This window comes from Janthinobacterium sp. TPC_1, from assembly GCF_056037845.1.
The window spans coordinates 3,736,166-3,753,322 of sequence record NZ_CP195157.1 but is presented as its reverse complement, the minus strand read 5'-3'; the positions used below and the strand labels follow the sequence as shown (position 1 = coordinate 3,753,322).

The 17,157-nt window shown below is 62.9% G+C and carries 12 protein-coding genes, 4 tRNA genes and 3 pseudogenes; 13 read left to right on the top strand and 6 right to left on the bottom strand.

Annotated elements, in window-relative coordinates:
- Together rnr and ACQVLG_RS18430 are read right to left on the bottom strand one after the other, a co-directional pair.
- Positions 1-2,562, bottom strand: a complete 2,562-nt coding sequence (gene rnr, locus ACQVLG_RS18435; protein WP_474290541.1) for a ribonuclease R — start codon at positions 2,560-2,562, stop codon at positions 1-3.
- Positions 2,549-3,001 (bottom strand): hypothetical protein, encoded by a 453-nt coding sequence (locus ACQVLG_RS18430; protein WP_474290540.1) that lies wholly within the window; start codon positions 2,999-3,001, stop codon positions 2,549-2,551. Before ACQVLG_RS18430 ends, rnr begins: the two co-directional genes overlap by 14 nt.
- On the opposite strand from ACQVLG_RS18430, the gene ACQVLG_RS18425 reads away from it, so the two are divergent.
- From ACQVLG_RS18425 to ACQVLG_RS18410, 4 genes are all read left to right on the top strand, one after another.
- Positions 2,972-3,056: transfer RNA gene (locus tag ACQVLG_RS18425), tRNA-Leu, on the top strand. The genes ACQVLG_RS18430 and ACQVLG_RS18425 overlap by 30 nt on opposite strands.
- A gap of 329 nt (positions 3,057-3,385) precedes the next feature.
- Positions 3,386-3,470 (top strand) — tRNA-Leu (locus ACQVLG_RS18420).
- Positions 3,471-3,547: 77 nt separating this feature from the next.
- Positions 3,548-3,632: transfer RNA gene (locus ACQVLG_RS18415), tRNA-Leu, on the top strand.
- A gap of 82 nt (positions 3,633-3,714) precedes the next feature.
- Positions 3,715-3,798 (top strand) — tRNA-Leu (locus ACQVLG_RS18410).
- Positions 3,799-3,895: 97 nt separating this feature from the next.
- Here the strand turns inward: ACQVLG_RS18410 and ACQVLG_RS18405 are convergent.
- Positions 3,896-4,747, bottom strand: a complete 852-nt coding sequence (locus ACQVLG_RS18405) for an SDR family oxidoreductase (protein ID WP_474290539.1) — start codon at positions 4,745-4,747, stop codon at positions 3,896-3,898.
- Between the two features lie 112 nt (positions 4,748-4,859).
- Between ACQVLG_RS18405 and ACQVLG_RS18400 the strand changes: the two genes are divergently transcribed.
- From ACQVLG_RS18400 to ACQVLG_RS18375, 6 genes and pseudogenes are all read left to right on the top strand, one after another.
- A complete protein-coding gene (locus tag ACQVLG_RS18400; RefSeq protein WP_474290538.1) occupies positions 4,860-5,288 on the top strand; it encodes a winged helix-turn-helix transcriptional regulator in 429 nt (142 codons plus the stop codon).
- Positions 5,289-5,379: 91 nt separating this feature from the next.
- On the top strand, positions 5,380-6,288 hold the full coding sequence (locus tag ACQVLG_RS18395; protein WP_474290537.1) for an ATP-binding response regulator: 909 nt from the start codon (positions 5,380-5,382) through the stop codon (positions 6,286-6,288).
- Between the two features lie 38 nt (positions 6,289-6,326).
- The gene (locus ACQVLG_RS18390) at positions 6,327-7,631 is read left to right on the top strand and encodes a sensor histidine kinase (RefSeq protein WP_474290536.1); all 1,305 of its coding nucleotides are present in this window, start codon (positions 6,327-6,329) and stop codon (positions 7,629-7,631) included.
- A gap of 47 nt (positions 7,632-7,678) precedes the next feature.
- Positions 7,679-7,873 carry a hypothetical protein gene (locus ACQVLG_RS18385; protein WP_230540983.1) on the top strand — a complete coding sequence of 65 codons (195 nt, stop codon included), beginning with the start codon at positions 7,679-7,681 and terminating at the stop codon, positions 7,871-7,873.
- Between the two features lie 107 nt (positions 7,874-7,980).
- Positions 7,981-8,593: pseudogene (gene phaP / locus ACQVLG_RS18380) on the top strand (TIGR01841 family phasin).
- Between the two features lie 222 nt (positions 8,594-8,815).
- Positions 8,816-9,160: a hypothetical protein gene (locus ACQVLG_RS18375; RefSeq protein WP_474290535.1), complete on the top strand. Its 345-nt coding sequence runs from the start codon at positions 8,816-8,818 to the stop codon at positions 9,158-9,160.
- Between the two features lie 116 nt (positions 9,161-9,276).
- Here the strand turns inward: ACQVLG_RS18375 and ACQVLG_RS18370 are convergent, their stop codons facing one another.
- The gene (locus ACQVLG_RS18370; protein ID WP_474290534.1) at positions 9,277-10,494 is read right to left on the bottom strand and encodes an MFS transporter; all 1,218 of its coding nucleotides are present in this window, start codon (positions 10,492-10,494) and stop codon (positions 9,277-9,279) included.
- A gap of 152 nt (positions 10,495-10,646) precedes the next feature.
- Between ACQVLG_RS18370 and ACQVLG_RS18365 the strand changes: the two genes are divergently transcribed.
- The 3 genes and pseudogenes from ACQVLG_RS18365 (at position 10,647) to ACQVLG_RS18355 (ending at position 15,351) form a co-directional block, all read left to right on the top strand.
- A complete protein-coding gene (locus tag ACQVLG_RS18365) occupies positions 10,647-11,351 on the top strand; it encodes an SMI1/KNR4 family protein (protein WP_474290533.1) in 705 nt (234 codons plus the stop codon).
- Between the two features lie 95 nt (positions 11,352-11,446).
- A pseudogene (locus tag ACQVLG_RS18360) lies at positions 11,447-13,097 on the top strand (VRR-NUC domain-containing protein).
- Positions 13,094-15,351: pseudogene (locus ACQVLG_RS18355) on the top strand (ATP-dependent DNA helicase). Before ACQVLG_RS18360 ends, ACQVLG_RS18355 begins: the two co-directional pseudogenes overlap by 4 nt.
- On the opposite strand, the gene ACQVLG_RS18350 reads toward ACQVLG_RS18355, so the two are convergent.
- Positions 15,337-16,065 carry a LytR/AlgR family response regulator transcription factor gene (locus tag ACQVLG_RS18350; protein WP_474295708.1) on the bottom strand — a complete coding sequence of 243 codons (729 nt, stop codon included), beginning with the start codon at positions 16,063-16,065 and terminating at the stop codon, positions 15,337-15,339. The pseudogene ACQVLG_RS18355 and the gene ACQVLG_RS18350 overlap by 15 nt on opposite strands.
- A gap of 11 nt (positions 16,066-16,076) precedes the next feature.
- Positions 16,077-17,153, bottom strand: coding sequence for a sensor histidine kinase (locus ACQVLG_RS18345; RefSeq protein ID WP_474290532.1), 1,077 nt, complete (start codon positions 17,151-17,153; stop codon positions 16,077-16,079).
- Positions 17,154-17,157: the final 4 nt, after the last annotated feature.

The window sequence follows — 17,157 nt, the reverse complement described above, 5'->3', positions numbered from 1 at the left end:
TTATCGTTTCTTCTTGCTTGTTTTTGATGCAGATACAGTTTTTGCTGCTCGTGGTGCCACCGCGGCAGGTGCCGCGGCTGGTTTCTTGCTGCGCTTCGGCTCGGCTGCCTTGGGCGCTGCTGCCGCCTTCGGCGCTGCCTTGGCTTGCGCCTTGGCGGCAGGCTTGGCGCCATTGGCACGGCCGCCGGAACCATTGCCGGATTTGCCGCCGTTGCTGACGCTGGCCTTGATCTCGTGGCGCTGCTCGGTCGCGGGACCGGGCTTGACCATGGATTTCTTTTCGCCCTTGCGCTTGCCGCCGCCGTTCGGCTTGGCCGGCGCATCTTCGCCCGCCAGTTCCGCATCCGTGACCAGGCGCAGGTCGATCTTGCGCGTTTCCAGGTCGACACGTGCCACTTGCACCGTCAGACGGTCGGTCAATTGATAACGCTTGCCCGTGCGTTCGCCGCGCAATTCATGGCGCGCATCGTCGTACTGGAAGTAATCGGTACCGAGCTCGGTGACGTGCACCAGGCCTTCGACAAACAGGGTGTCCAGTTGCACGAACACGCCGAAGGTGGTTACGCCGGTGATGGTGCCGGTGAACTCTTCGCCCAATTTATCTTGCATGAAGTAGCACTTCAGCCAGGCTTCCACGTCGCGCGACGCTTCGTCGGCGCGGCGCTCGTTGGCCGAGCAGTGCACGCCCAGCGCGTCCCAGATGGTCAAATCGGTCTTCTTCGGCTTGCCGTCGGCCTTGTCCTTCGCCTGCTGCTTGCGCGTGGCGTTCGACACATTCGTGTTCAGCACGACTTTATCGGACAGCTTCGGCTCGTATTTCTTGCCTTGCAGAATGGCCTTGATGGCGCGGTGCGTCAGCAAGTCAGGATAGCGGCGGATCGGGCTGGTGAAGTGGGCATACGCCTCGTAGGCCAGACCGAAGTGGCCGATATTGTCCGGGCTGTAGACGGCTTGCTGCATCGAGCGCAGCAGCATCGTCTGCAGCAGGGCCGCGTCGGGACGCTGCTTGATCTGCTGCATCAGGGTCTGGTAATCGGATGCCGACGGCGTGTCACCGCCCGTCAGGTTCAGGCCGACCTGCTTGAGGAAGGTGCGCACTTGCGTGAGCTTTTCCTTGGTCGGGCTGGCGTGGATGCGGTAAGTGCCAGGATGCTTGTTGCGCAGCAACAAATCGGCCGCGCAGACGTTGGCCGCCAGCATGCACTCTTCGATGATCTTGTGCGCTTCGTTGCGCGTGCGGGGGATGATCTTTTCGATCTTGCCGGCGCTATTGCAGACGATATACGTTTCCGTCGTCTCGAAATCGATGGCGCCCCGCTCCGTGCGCGCTTTCAGCAAGGCGCGGTAGACGGCTTCCAGGTTTTGCAGGTGCGGCAGGATGTCCGCGCGGCGTGCCGCTTCGGGTCCCTTGGTGTTGCCCAGCACGGCAGCGACTTCGTCATACGTGAGGCGCGCGGCAGAGTGGATCACGGCCGGGTAGAACTGGTAGGCCTTCAGTTCGCCCTTGTCGCTGACGACGGCGTCGCAGACGAGGGTCAGGCGGTCGACGGCCGGGTTCAGCGAGCACAAGCCGTTCGACAGCTTTTCCGGCAGCATCGGAATCACGCGGCGCGGGAAGTAGACGGAGGTGCTGCGCTCGAGCGCATCGATATCGAGCGCGTCGTTCGGCTTCACGTAATGGCTGACGTCGGCAATCGCGACGATCAGGCGGAAGCAGTTGGCGCGGCCAACCTTGACGGGTTCGCAATACACGGCATCGTCGAAATCGCGCGCATCCTCGCCATCGATGGTTACCAATGGCACGTCGCGCAGGTCGACACGGTCTTTCAGGTCGGCGGCGCGCACTTCGAACGGCAGTTTTTCAGCTTGCTTGAGGGCGGCGGGAGAAAAGATGTGCGGCACGTTGAATTTACGTACAGCAATCTCGATTTCCATGCCGGGGTCATCCAGGGCACCGAGCACTTCGACGATCTTGCCGACCGGCTGCTTGAAGCGCATCGGCTGCTCGGTCAGCTCGACGCTGACGATCTGGCCGGCCTTCGCCTTGCCCAGCGAACCGGTGACGAGGATGTCCTGGCCGATGCGCTGGTCTTCCGGCGCCACGACCCAGGTGCCGTTTTCCTGGATCAAACGGCCGATGACGTGGGTATTGGCGCGCTGCGTGACTTCCACGATCGTGCCTTCCGGGCGGCCGCGGCGGTCCGTGCCGACGATGCGGGCCATGACCTTGTCGCCATGCAGTACTTTCTGCATTTCTTTCTCGGGCAGGAACAGGTCGGCGCTGGCGTCATCGGGAATGACGAAGCCGAAGCCGTCGCGGTGGCTGGTGACGCGGCCGGCGACGAGCGCGCTCTGGTCGGCCAGGCTGAAAACACCGCTGGCATCAGACTTGAGCTGGCCGTCGCGCTCCATCGCCTTCAGGCGACGGACCAGGACATCCATGGAATCGGCATGCACTTGCAGCGTTTTCCCGAGAGACTGCGGATCGAGAGGCGCGTTGACGCTGCGGAATATGCCGAGAATGTCCTCCCGGCTGGGGATGGTGTGGTTATTTTGGCTCAAAAGTATTTCTATAGTTGTTATTGACAGTGATCAAACGGAAGACAAAGACCGATGACATCACCGTCAATATTGACACGGTGATGTCCGGTAGTGTACCGGAGGACGCCTTGGTTTGCCTAACGGACAGCGTGTCGGAAACAGTACAAGACGCCCGCCGATGAAAAAAAGGAGAAAAGCTGCGCAATGCATTTGACTTCGGCAAATATTGCTCTATAATCTCGGTCTCTTGCAGCGACAAACCTTCACGGGGATGCAGTTGCAGGAAAGCGGTACAGGGTTGATGTGCAGTATGGAGCGAAAGCTCATCTGGCGCAAAACTCTTCAAGCCGCTATAATAGCAGAATTGCTGTAAAGTTATTTTGCAACAAGTACTCGAGCAGTAAAAGTAATAAGTCACAGCAGCATCAGTGCCCACGTGGCGGAATTGGTAGACGCGCATGGTTCAGGTCCATGTGCCTTCGGGTGTAGGGGTTCGAGTCCCTTCGTGGGCACCATTACCTAATTCGCAAAAGAGCCGCAAACTTTCACGAGTTTGCGGCTTTTTTCATTTCCGCGCCAGACATCCCTCCCCTCCCGCCAACATAACTTGACTGGCCGCACAGCGGCGACCGGGCCACGCGGCAAGCCCAAGGACAGAAACAGGCGAAAAAGCGCTGAAAAAAGAGGCAGATTTAGCCTTTTCTCATAGGGAACAGCCGTTTTCAGGCAAAAAACATGTTTCTTGAAGAAAAGTGCAAAATGTTGATTGACCGAATGCGCGCCAGCCCTTATGATTTTGTCCTCGCTGCAGAACACGCAGCGACAAGCAGCAAGCAGTAACAATGCCCACGTGGCGGAATTGGTAGACGCGCATGGTTCAGGTCCATGTGCCTTCGGGTGTAGGGGTTCGAGTCCCTTCGTGGGCACCACCAGCAACAAGTTGTTCATTGTTGTGATCCGCAGTAAAGTAGCAGATAGTAGCAACGAGCAGCAAAAGCAGCACAATGCCCACGTGGCGGAATTGGTAGACGCGCATGGTTCAGGTCCATGTGCCTTCGGGTGTAGGGGTTCGAGTCCCTTCGTGGGCACCACCAGCAACGAGTCGTTTTCGTTGTAGTCCGCAGTAAAGCAGTACAGTAGTGAGATACAGCAACAAGTAGCAGCAGCATCAGTGCCCACGTGGCGGAATTGGTAGACGCGCATGGTTCAGGTCCATGTGCCTTCGGTGTAGGGGTTCGAGTCCCTTCGTGGGCACCATTACCTAATTCGCAAAAAAGCCGCAAACTTTCACGAGTTTGCGGCTTTTTTCATTTCAGAATGCCGCGCGGTTTCCCCAACCTGCGGCACCCTCCCCTTATCTGGCCAGCGCCGCCTTCACGGCGTCAGGCAGGGTCGTCGTCGGACGGCCAATCAGCGCGCTCAATTGCCTGCCATTGTCTTCCAGGCCGCCCTTGGCCGCGCCCGCATCGGAATCGGCCAGCAGTTCGGCAAAGCCTTCCGGCACGCCCACGCTCACCAGCGCCGCCTTGAAGTCCGCCTGCGGCAAATCTTTATAGACGATCACCTTGCCCGACTGGCGCGCCACTTCGGCAGCGTACTCGGCCAGGGTAAAGCCGTGGTCGCCAGCCAGTTCATAGATGGCTTGCGGCTGTGCCGCCGTCAGCACGGCAGCGGCGGCCGCCGCGTAGTCCGCGCGCGCGGCCGACGAGAAACGCCCGTCTTGCGCCGCGCCCAGCACGACGCCATGCTCGAGCACGGGCGCCAGGTGTTCCGTATGGTTTTCCAGATACCAGCCGTTGCGCAGGAAAGTGTACGGCAGGCCGGAGGCGCGGATGGCCGCTTCCGTGACGACGTGCTCGGCGGCCAGGCCCAGCGGCGACGTGTCGGCGCGCAAGACGCTGGTATAGGCCAGCAGGGCCACGCCGGCGCGCTTGGCCGCATCGATGACGTTCTGGTGCTGCTGCGCGCGCCGGCCCACTTCGCTGGACGAAATCAGCAAGATTTTCGTTGCACCCTTGAATGCCGCGTCGAGGCTGGCGCCGTCGTTGTAATCGGCCTGGCGCACTTGCACGCCCTGGGCGGCCAGACCGGCGGCCTTGGCCGGATTGCGCACGGCGGCGATGATGCTGGATGCGGGGACGGATTTCAGCAGGCTGGCGATGACGTGCTGGCCCAGGTTGCCTGTGGCGCCGGTAATGACGATCATGATTTCTCCTTGGTACGTGGGTGGTAAAACCCTATAATAGGGCTATTACTTACTTATTGTAAGTACGTACCTTTTGGTAAGTGTAAATTAAATTTTTTTCAGGCCAACTATCATGCCCACAGACACTCCCGGCGCCAGCCTGCGCGCCGCCCTCGCCCGCCAGAACCAGGGCGCGCACCTGCTGGCGGCGGCCTGCCCGTCGCGCGCCGTGCTCAGCCATCTCACCAGCCGCTGGGCCGTGCTGGTGCTGGTAGTGCTGCTGAGCGGTACGCGGCGCTTCAGCGAGCTGCGCCGCGAAGTGGGCGGCGTCAGCGAAAAAATGCTGGCGCAAACCCTGGAAGCGCTGGCGGGCGACGGTTTCGTGCTGCGCCAGGCGTATCTGGTGATCCCGCCCAAGGTGGAATACAGCCTCACGCCGCTGGGACGCGAGGCGGCCGAACGCCTGGCCGTGCTGGTCGACTGGATAGAGGATAACTATCCGCGCATCGAACAGGCGCGCGCCGACGTGGAAGCGGCACCGGCAGCGCAAAATGCGGCTTGAACGGATTGCTTTTGATCATCAAGAATTATCGTTTACTCCTTCTTGCCTTGATGTAATACTAGGCCCATGAAACGCGTAAGGGCGCGACACCATGAATCAGTTGATATCTTCCATCACCGACCGGGCCAATGTGCTACTGGTCAGCAACTCGCCGAACGATGTGCGCGAACTGCTGTATGTGCTGGACCGGCATAACCTGGGCACGGGACTGGCGGGCGATATCGACGAAGGCGTGGAACTGGCAGCCGGCGGCACGGACCTGATCCTGCTCGACGCGGCCCTGGCGGGCACGAATATCGGCGCCACCTGCATGCGCCTGCGCAATGCGGGCGGCCGCCACAGCGTGCCGCTGCTGCTGATGTCGGCCACCCCCAGCGCCGAGGAGCAGGGGCGCAGCGTGGGTGCCGGCGCTTCCGACTACATCAAGATGCCCTTCAATGCGCGCGACGTGGCGGAAAAAATCCTCATGGAACTGGCGCTGCACAAGGCCGAGGCACCCGCCGCCCGTCCCTTCGCCACTCCCGCCACGCCGCCGCGCCCCGTGCATCCGCAAACGCTGGAAGTCAATTACCACTCGATCCTGGCCGGTTCGCCCGACGCCGTGCTGCTGTTCGATATCGACAACAAGCTGCTGATCGACGCCAACCACCTGGCCGAAGACCTGTTCGGCATGCCGCTGGCCGAGCTGTTGCAAGGCGGCATGGAGCCGCTGTTTCCCCAGCATCAGGGCGATGGCCGCGCCTCGCCGCAATTGCTGGAAGAAAAGATCCAGGATACCCTGCAAGGCAAGATCGTCGTTTTCCGCGCCAACTGCTGCCACCGCGACAGCCACCCGATCGCCTGCGAAATCCGCCTGATGCGATTGTCCGTGCCGGGCCGCCAGCTCGTGCATGCGCGCATCATCGACTTGACCGAGCGCAACCTCGCCGAAGCAATGCGCTCGGGCCAGAGCGCCCTGCTGGAAATGGTCGCCAAGGGTCGCCCCTGGTCCCTACGCTGAACCAGCTGCTGCTGCTGATCGAAGGCCAGTCGCGCGGCGTGCTCTGCTCCATCATGCTGCTCGACGACGACGGCGTCCGCATGCACAGCGCGGCCGGCCCCAGCCTGCCGGCCGAGTACATGGCCCTGCTCGAAGGCGTGGAAATCGGCCCCGGCGTGGGTTCTTGCGGCACCGCCATGTTCCTGCGCGAACCGGTGGTGGTCAGCGATATCATGCACGACCCGCTGTGGGCACCCTACCGCGAGCTGGCCGCGCCGTTCGGCCTGCGCGCCTGCTGGTCGCGCCCCATCTTCGGCCAGGAAGGCAATGTACTCGGCTCGTTCGCCATGTATTACCGCGAAGTGCGCCAGCCCGACGCGCGCGACCTGGAGCTGATCGACACGGCCACCGACCTGGCCGGCATCGCCATCGGCCGCATGCGCCACGAACGCGAGCTGCAGCGCCACCGCGCCCATCTGGAAGAGCTGGTGGCCGAACGCACGGCTGCCTTGACGCAGGCCAAGGAACACTCGGAACAAACGAACCGCGAATTGGCCGCCGCGCTGGAAAACCTGTCCATCACGCAGGAAGAACTGGTGCGGCGCGACAAGCTTGCCGCGCTCGGTGCGCTGGTGGCCGGCATCGCGCATGAACTCAATACGCCGATCGGCAACGGCCTGGTGGTGGCCACCACGATGGCCGAACGCACGCGCGAAATCCAGGCCAGCTTTCTCGACGGCCTGCGCCGCTCCGAACTGGGCGCCTACCTGACCCAGGCCAGCGAGGCGGACGCCATCATGCTGCGCAACCTGCAGCGCGCCGCCGACCTGGTTTCCAGCTTCAAGCAGATCGCCGTCGACCGCGCCAGCTCGCAGCGCCGCCACTTCCTGCTGCGCCAGTTCATCGCCGAGCTGATGCTGCCCATGTCCACGCCGCTCAAGGCCGCCGGCCTGAGCCTGACGCAGGACGTGCCGGACGGGCTGGCCATGGACAGCTATCCCGGGCCGCTGGGCCAGGTGCTGAGCAACCTGCTGGAAAACTGCCTGCGCCACGCCTTCGAAGGCCGCAGCGGCGGCACCATCGCCATTACCGCGCGCGGCAGCGACGACGGGCAGACGATCACCCTGTCCATCGCCGACACGGGCGTGGGCATCGCCGCCGACGACCTCGTGCACGTTTATGACCCCTTCTTCACGACCAAGCTCGGTTCCGGCGGCTCGGGCCTGGGCTTGCACGTGGCACACAACATCGTCACGGGCGTGCTGGGCGGCCATATCGACGCCACCAGCAGCACCGGCGACGCCAGCGGCACCACCTTCACCCTGCAACTGCCCGCCGCGGCGCCGCAATCGCCCGCGCCCTGAACGGCCGGCGCGCTACAATGCCGGCAAGCTATTCTTTCGGAGCACTTATGAAATACCTGATTGCCACGGCCCTGCTGGCTGCCTGCGCATACGCCTCGGCCGGACCGGCGCCCTGGTACCAATGGCGCAGCAAGATCGACGGGACCCTGGCGTGCGCCCAGTCCACCCTGGGATTTGGCTGGGAACTGGCCTCGGGACCGTACAAAGATAGCCGTTGCGAAAAACCGGCGCTTGTTAAATAATGGGGCCATGACCACACGGGGCACCGGCTTGAGATCAAGCGATGGCATTGCGGCGTCGAAAGAGTATGGAACGATAAGAACGTATCTATTCAAACCGAGGAGACCACATGTTTACGAATCCCGAACAATTCGCATCGGCCACCAAGGCCCTGTTTGAATTCCAGCTGATGACCTTCAACACCCTCACCTCCAAGGCCGTGCAAGGCGTGGAGCAGGTATTGGCGCTGAACATGGCTACCGCCAGGTCCGGCATCGAGGATGGCCTTGCCGCCGGTAAGGAAATCAGCCAGGCAAAGGATCCGAAGGCCGCCATGGCTGCCGCCGCTGCCCAGCTGCAACCGGGCGTGGCAGGCGCAAAAGCATATAAACAGCAACTCGACGACATCATCAAGGGAAATCCACACGGAATTCACCACGGCCGCCGAAGCCCACGTGGCCGAAGCGAAAAGCAATCTGAGCGCCCTGATCTACGACGTCACGAAAAACGTGCCGCCCGGCTCGGAAAACGCCGTCGCCATCGTCAAGGCCGCCATCGACAACGCCTTCCTCGGCTACGAACAAGTGACCAAGGCCACGAAACAGGCCGTGAAGACCGTGGAAGAGCAGATCGCCAAGGCCAGCGCGCAAGTGGCGCAGGCCTCGGAAAAAGCCACGGCCGGCGCCACCGCCGCGGCTGAAAAGGCGGCGCCTGCGGCCAAGCCGAAGGCGGCTAAAAAGTAACAAGCCCCAGGAGCAGATACCGGGGTCGTACCCTGCAGGGTACGACCCCAGCCTTCGCCGGGTTTTACCCCACCGGCACGATCCTGTACACGCAGCGCCTCCCTCCCTCCAGCAAATACTCGCTGCGCTCCACCGTGCAATCGTCCCCCAATACCCGCTGAAAGATGGCCAGCTCGAGCGGCAGAAATTCTGGCATGCCGTGGCTGCCGCGCAAATCGGGCAATGGTTTTCCACCAGCAAGACGCTGCCATCGTCCTGCGGCACCGCGTGGGCCATGTAGCCCTCGCCATCGCGCGCGCGCGCCAGGCTGTCCACCCGTTGCGCCAGCGCAAGCTGCGGGTCGATGAGCTTGCCGTAAGCGGCTTCGCTGCTGCGCTCGCGCGCGCCGATCAGTTTATCCAGGCCTTCCTCGCCGAACAGGGTTTTCACTTGCGCTATCAATTCCAGGGTCAGGCCGGCATGGCGGTCGGGATAGCGCGCGTGGCCGGCCGGTGTCAGTTGCCAGCGCCGCGACGGGCGCCCCACCTTGTCGGCCACGTCCTCGAAGTCCACCAGGCCACGCTCTAGCGCCGCTTCCAGCTGGCGCCGCGCCCCCATGGAGGTGATATCGAGCAAGGCCGCCAGCTGCTGCGCCGTCTGCGGCCCGCGCATCTTCAGCAGGAACAGGGTCTGTTCGGCAGTGTTCATGCCACCGCCTTGGCGTCAACCTCGCCGGCCAGCTGGCGGCGCCAGGCCGCCATGCGCCACGCGGCCCAGGCGGCGGACAAGGCGCCCGCGACGAGGATCAGCCGCGTGTCGATCAGGGTCAGCACGGAGCCGCTCAAGGCGACGACGATGTTGGCGATGCAAAAGGTGGTGGCCAGCAAGCCCATCACGGCGCCCTGCCCGTGCGCGCTGAAGCGCTCGGCGCACCAGCCCTGTATCACCGTGTTGTACAGTGCATTCGGAATGCCGAACAGCACGATGGCGGCGATGCCCACCCAGATGTTACCCAGCGCCAAAATCCCGACGGCCAGCGCCACGCCACACGCATACCAGCTGGCGCGCAGCAGCGGCGCATGGCGGCTGGGACCGCCCGCCAGCAAGGAAGTGACCGTCATCGTGCCGCACAGGCCCACGTTTACCCAGGCAATCTCCTGCGCATGGTAATTGGCCGTCTCGACCAGCCACAGCGGGTAGAACTCATAAAAACTTGCCACGCCGCAGGTGAGCGCCAGCTGCACGATGAACAGGGTGCGCAGCTCCTCATGGCGCAGCAGGTTCAGCGAATGGCGGTCGCGCGCCACCTGCCACCACGACGTCGTCAACAGCGATGGCGTTTCGCGCGGCAAGCCCGCGGCCACCAGCACGGCGACGAGCATCAGCGCGGCGGCGGCGATCCAGAACGGCACCGTCACGCCCCAGCCCAGGGTCGCGCCCGCCAAGATCGGCCCCACCAGCCAGCCCAGGTAAAACGCGCCGTTCAGCCACGACATGGCGCGCAGGCGCAACGGCCCCGTCAGCTGGTCGGCCAGCATGGCGCGCGCCACGGCGCCATTGCCTTCAAGCAAACCGGTGATGAAACGGGCGACGATGAACAGGGGGTAGGACTGGATCACCAGCGCCCAGGCTGTGATCGCGTGGCCGATGGCGGCGCCCACGGCCGTGCGCATCAGCAAGGGACGGCGGCCGTAGCGGTCGGACAAGGGCCCCAGCAGGGCCGAGCCGATCAGCAAGCCCAGCGGGTTGATGGTCAGCGCCAGGCCGAACAGCAATTTCGACGGCAAGCCGAGGAAATTGTTGAAGGCATTCGGCGCTTCGGCCGCGAACAGGGGCGGCAGGATCGGGTAGGGCAGCGAGGCGCCGATGGTCGACAACAGCGCCAGCAGGCAGGCGGCGGAAATCAGGATGATGTTTTTCATGCGGACTCGATCAATAGTGTCTGGCAAGGCTACGTGGTCATACTGCATAAGTAAACAAAAAAGTTTATTAATGCTGGGCATTGTCACAATGAAACGTGCAAGCCATCGCCTCGGCTATCATTGCCGCATGAATCTTATTTAACAGGTTAAATATGACACTGTCAGAAATTGAACAGCAACACGGCTTCACCTATCCCCCGCTGTACCGGCAGCTGGAACGCGACGGCATGCTGGCCGTGGGCGAATATGGTCCCGACTGGTACAAGCTGGTCTATCCCACATTGAAGGACAAGCCCACCCTGCTGCTGCATGCCGATGATTTCGAATTGCTCAATATCAATGTCGTTGCCGAAGAAGCGGCAACCTTGCTGGACGGGGACGATTACCGGCAGATCGACCCCGCCTTGCGCTTCATCCCGTTCGCGCAAACGGGCGCGGGCGACCACTACTGCTTTTTCGCATCAGGCGAACAGAACGGCGACATGCCCGTCGTGCTGCTGTGGCATGACGAGAATGAAGCCCAATACCTGGCAAAGAACCTGCAGGATTTCCTGTTCCACATGTTGTTGAACAGCATGGCCGACCTGGATACCTACAACGAGGTCAGCGACGAGGAATTCAGGGAGCAGCTGGCCAACACCCTGGGCACGCATGCGCGCTACCTGACGCCGGAACAGGCGCAGGTCCTGCACACGCTGCTGGCCAGGGACATCATCGATTACGAGGTGGCGCTGCCGAAAGGACGCACGGAAGCGCACCGGGGCTTGCTGACCGATGTGGAAATGGCCAGCCTGCGCGGGAGATTCATTCCCTACGAAAAGTTCGACAGCGGTTTTGCCTACAGCGCGGCTGACTGAACATAAAATCGCTGGGCAAGCGGCAGCTGAAGGTTTAAACTGTATATAAACACAGTAAAAGCCATCACCTTGCAACTTGCCCTATTGCCATCCCCATGTTGAGAGTCCTGGAAAATCCCCTGTACTATCTGGATAATTTCCAGGACGTGCTGAGCTGGATCAGCACGCGTTACGCCGATCTGCTGAGTCCTGAAGAAACGCAATTCATCACGGACTTCGGCGCACTGCCGCAGCCTTCGCGCGCCCTGTTCGTGCGCCTCGTCATGCGCAAGGGCTGTCTGTTTCGCGCCAGCAAGCTCAATTACCCGGAAATCGGCGACACGCGCGCGGCCGCCCTGCCCTTGCTGGACACGGGCTGGGTGGAAGCCGATCCCGTCATTGCGCTCGATGAACTGTTCGAGCAACTGCTGAAAAAGGGGAAATCGCCCAGGCCTTCGACCTCGCCGCTCCCCTGAAGGCGGCGCGCAAGGCCGAGCAGTTCGAAGCCTTGCGCGGGCAGCATGGGGAAAATAAGCCGTTTTCCGCCTGGCATCCGGCCTCCGGCGACGTGCTGTACCGCATCGGCCTGCAAGCGCTGTGCGACCGCCTGCGCCTGATTTACTTTGGCAACTATCACCAGGACTGGTCGGAATTCGTGCTGTCCGACCTGGGCGTATATCAATACGAAAAGGTGGAATTTTCGCCCGAATCGCGCGGTTTTCGCACGCGCCAGGATATCGAACACTATGCAGTACTGCACCAGTGCCGCGAACGCTACAACGACAGCGCGCCGGCGGACGAAGTGCTGCAGGAACTGGCCGCCCTGCCATTGCCCGAGGACAATACCTGGCTGGCCAGCCGACGCGACAAGCTGCGTTTCCAGATCGCCCAGCACCTGGAGAAATGCCAGGACTGGCCCGCCGCCTACCGCGCCTACCCGATTGCCGCTACCCGGGCGCGCGGGGCCGCGCCATCCGCGTGCTGGAAAAAGATGAACAGCCGCAAGCAGCCTACGACCGGCTGACGAACGCGCTGGCCGCGCCGGAAAGCGAGGCGGAACAGCAATTGCTGCTGCGCATGGCCCCCCGTTTGCGGCGCAAGCTGGGCCATGCGAAGCAGGCGGCCAGCGCCCCCGCCGCCGTCGACCGCATCGACCTGCTGCTGCCGCATCCGGGCGAAGCGTGCTACGTGGAAGGGGTGGTGCAGCAACACCTGATGCAAGACGACTCTCCCGTGTACTACGTGGAAAACACCCTGATCAACTCGCTGTTCGGCCTGCTGTGCTGGCCCGCCATCTTCAAGGCCATGCCGGGCGCCTTCTTCCACCCGTTTCACCGTGGCCCGGCCGACTTGCACAGCGCCGATTTCTACCAGCGCCGCAGCAGCGACTTCGCCGCCTGCCTGGCGCAGCTGGACGACGGCACCTATCAAGCGACGATACGCGCCACGCTTGCCGCCAAGCACGGCATCGTCTCGCCGTTCGTCAGCTGGGATGTGCTGGGCGACGGCTTGCTGGATCTGGCGCTGGCCTGCATGCCGGCCGCGCACCTGAAAAAGGCGTTCGAACGCATCTTGCTCGATATCAAAAGCAACCGCAGCGGCTTGCCCGATCTGATCCAGTTCTGGCCGGCGGAACGGCGCTACCGCATGATCGAAGTCAAGGGTCCGGGCGACCGCCTGCAAGACAACCAGCTGCGCTGGATCGCCTATTGCGCCCAGCATGCCATGCCCGTCAGCGTGTGCTACCTGCAATGGGAGGGGGCATGAAATACACGATCGCCGTGCGCGCCCTGTGCGAATTCACGGCCAAGGTGGGCGACCTGGACTTGCGCTTCACCCCTTCGCCCACGGCGCAGGAAGGCATGGCCGGCCACGCCACCGTCACGAGCCGGCGCGACGACGATTACCAGCGCGAAATCAGCCTGTGCGGCGACTTCGGCCCCCTGCATGTGCGCGGCCGCGCCGATGGCTACGATCCGGCGCGCCGGCAGCTGGAAGAGATCAAGACCTACCGCGGCGAGCTCGATGCCATGCCCGCCAACCACCGCCAGCTGCACTGGGCACAGGCGCGCATCTACGGCCATTTGCTGTGCCAGCAGCTGAACCTGCCCATGCTGCGCGTGGCGCTCGTGTATTTCGATATCGTGAGCCAGAAGGAAACGGTGATGCACGAGGAATGCACGGCCGAGGCGCTGTGCCTGTTCTTCGAGCAGCATTGCGCGCTGTTCCTCGACTGGGCCGAACAGGAAATGGCGCACCGGGCCAGCCGCGACGCGCAGCTCACGGCCATGGCCTTTCCCCACGCGGACTTCCGCCCGGGCCAGCGCCAGCTGGCCGAAGCCATGTACAAGGCCAGCAGCCGCGGCTGCGGCTTGCTGGCGCAGGCGCCGACCGGCATCGGCAAGACGGTGGGCAGCCTGTTCCCCATGTTGAAAGCGACGGCCGCGCATGGCCTCGACAAACTGTTTTTCCTGGCTGCCAAGGTGCCGGGCCGCCAGATGGCGCTCGACGCCTGCGCCATCCTCAAGGAGAGCGCGCCGCTGCTGCCCTTGCGCGTGCTGGAACTGAGCGCCAAGACCAGCGCCTGCGAACATCCCGACAAAGCCTGCCACGGCGAATCGTGTCCGCTGGCCAAGGGTTTTTACGACCGTTTGCCGCTGGCGCGCGAGGTGGCGCTGGCCAGCGGTTTGATATTGGACAAGGAAGCCGTGCGCGCCATCGCCTTGCAGCAGGGTATCTGCCCCTATTACCTGGGCATGGAACTGGCGCGCTGGAGCGACGTCGTCATCGGCGACTACAATTATTATTTCGACCTCAGCGCCATGCTGTACGGCATGACATTGGCCCACGACTGGAAAGTCAACGTGCTGGTCGACGAAGCGCACAATATGGTGTCGCGCGCGCGCAGCATGTATTCGGCCGAGCTGGCGCAGACCGACCTGAAAATGCTGCGCAAATTCGCGCCCGAGGGCTTGAAAAAGCCGCTGGACCGCCTCTCGCGCCAGTGGACGGCGTTATTAAAAGAGCAGGATGGCGACTACCACGTGCATGCGGCCTTGCCCGATAAATTCTTTGGCGCCCTGCAAGGCGTGGCCACGGCCATCGGCGACTACATGGCCGAGCACGCTGCCGCGCTGGACGAGGACTTGCAGCGCTTTTATTTTGACGTGCTGCTGATCAACCGCCTGGCGGAGAGTTTCGGCGCGCATTCGCTGTTCGACGTCAGCAAAACGGACACGGGTTCCACCGTCTGCATCCGCAACATCGTCCCGGCGCCGTTCTTGAAAGAACGCTTCGCGGCCAGCCACAGCACGGCCCTGTTTTCCGCCACCCTGAGTCCGTGGAATTACTACAGCGACACGCTGGGCATGCCGGCCGACACGGCCTGGGTCGACGTGGAATCGCCATTCCAGGCGGAACAACTGTCCGTGCGCGTGGCCGACAGCATTTCCACGCGCTACCAGCACCGCGCCGCCTCGCTGCTGCCCATCGCACAATTGATGGCGAAGCAATACGCAGAAACGCCGGGCAACTACCTGGCCTTCTTCAGCAGCTTCGACTACATGGAAAAGACGGCCCATTTGTTCGCCCAGCATTACCCGGACGTGCCACTCTGGCAACAGCCGCGCCGCATGGACGATGCTGCCCGCGCGCAATTCCTGGGCCGTTTCGGCCTGGACACGCGCGGCATCGGCTTTGCCGTGCTCGGCGGCGCCTTCGGCGAAGGCATCGACTTGCCCGGCGCGCGCCTGATCGGCGCCTTCATCGCCACCCTCGGTTTGCCGCAGATCAACCCTGTCAACGAACAGATCCGCCAGCGCATGGGCGAGCTCTTCGGTTCCGGCTACGACTACACGTATCTGTATCCGGGCATGCAAAAGGTGGTGCAGGCCGCCGGCAGGGTCATCCGCACACAGTCGGACAAGGGCGTCGTCGGTATCTGATCGACGACCGTTTTTCACGCCCGGAAATCCGGCAACTCTTGCCCACGTGGTGGGATGTGCAGCTAGCCAACCAGTAACTTCAGCTTCTGATACCCCGCCTTGCTCACGGGTATCCTCGTATCGTCGCGCAAGATGGCCACGTGGCTGTCTTTCGTCGCCGCCTCGATGCGGCGGATGCCGTCGATATTGAGCAGGTACGAGCGGTGCACGCGCAGGAACTTGGCGGGGTCGAGCTGGGTTTCCAGTTCCGATAAGCTTTGGCTTTTCAGGTAGGACTTGCCCTCGGAACGGATACTGATGTAATCGTCCTGCGCTTCGATATAGTCGATCCGGGCGCTGGCGATCACGTGGACCTTGGCGCCGTCGCGTATCAGCACGCGGTCCAGGGGCGCCGCGCGGGTGGCCGCCTCGCGCGCCAGCGTTTGCACAGTTTCGGGCAAGCTGCGGTTGGCGCGCGCATGGGCCAGCGCCTGCTCGAAGCGCTGTTCGCTGAACGGTTTGAGCAGATAATCGAGGGCATGGCATTCGAACGCTTTCAAGGCGTACTGGTCGTAGGCCGTGACAAAGATCAACTTTGTCTTCGCGCCGATCAGCTCGGCCACTTCGAAGCCGTCCAGGCGCGGCATCTGGATATCGAGGAACACCAGTTCCGGTTCCAGTTCCGCGATGGCCTTGACGGCGTCGAAGCCGTTGGCGCACTCGGCCACGATGTCGATATCGTCATGGCGCGCCAGGTATTCGCGCAGCACGCTGCGCGCCAGCAATTCATCATCGACGATGGCGACCCGCATTCTTGCCTGCATCATGCTTCCTCCGTGTCGCCGGTCTGCGCCGGCATGGAAATCGTCACTTCGAAATGGCCGTCGCGCCGGCCCCAGTGCACGCTGGCCTCGTGGCCATAGGCGCCGGCCAGACGCTGGCGCACATTCCCCAGGCCTACGCCATTGCCGCGGGCCGTTCCTTGATCCGCATCAATCGGGTTGCGCACGGCAATCTGCAGCAGGCTGCCCACGCGCCGGGCCTCGATGGCGATCAGCCCGCCCTCCGTCAAGCCGCAGATACCATGCTTGACGGCATTTTCCACCAGCGGCTGTATCAGCATCGGTGGCAGCAAACACGCCAGCGCGGCGGCGTCGATGGCTTCCGCCACTTGCAGGCGTTCGCCGAAACGCACTTGCTCGATGGCGAGAAAGTGGCGGATCAGCACCAGTTCCTGCTCCACGGTAATGTGCTTGTGCGCTTCCAGGCTCAGGCTCTGGCGAAAGAAGCTGGCCAGCTGCACCGTCATCTGGCGCGCGCCCGCCGCATTGATGGACGTCAAGGCGCTGATGGAGTTCAGGCTGTTGAACAGGAAATGCGGATCGATTTGCGTGCGCAGCATGCGCAATTGCGCTTCCTGCGCCGTCAGTTGCGCTTCCAGCCCCCGCTGTTCGGCCATCCTGGCACGCACGAATTCCAGCAACAAATAATGCACGGCGGCAGCCAGGCAATACAGCAGCGCGCCCAGGCCGAAGAACAGGGCCAGCAGCGACTGCGTCAGGTTCACGCCCAGCCAGCGCACATCCGGCAACAGGCTGATGCTGTTCAAAAACTGCAGCAAAGTAGCCCACAGCAAGCCCGCGAACAGGGCCGCCACGCCCATCACGCCGGCGATGGCGAGCGGATGGCGGGCGTGCAAGGGGTAGGCGCGGCACAGGTAAAACGCGGAAAAGCCCGAACCGATCGCATACACGAGCGTGGCGGGCACCACCAGCACGATGGCGTTGAGCCACGGTGCGTGGGCCACCCTGGCCAAAATACAGGCCAGGGCCAGGCCCAGCGCGATGCACACCAGGAACACCACCACGGCGCCGCGCCGCTTCGACAAGGACCCGGACATGCGC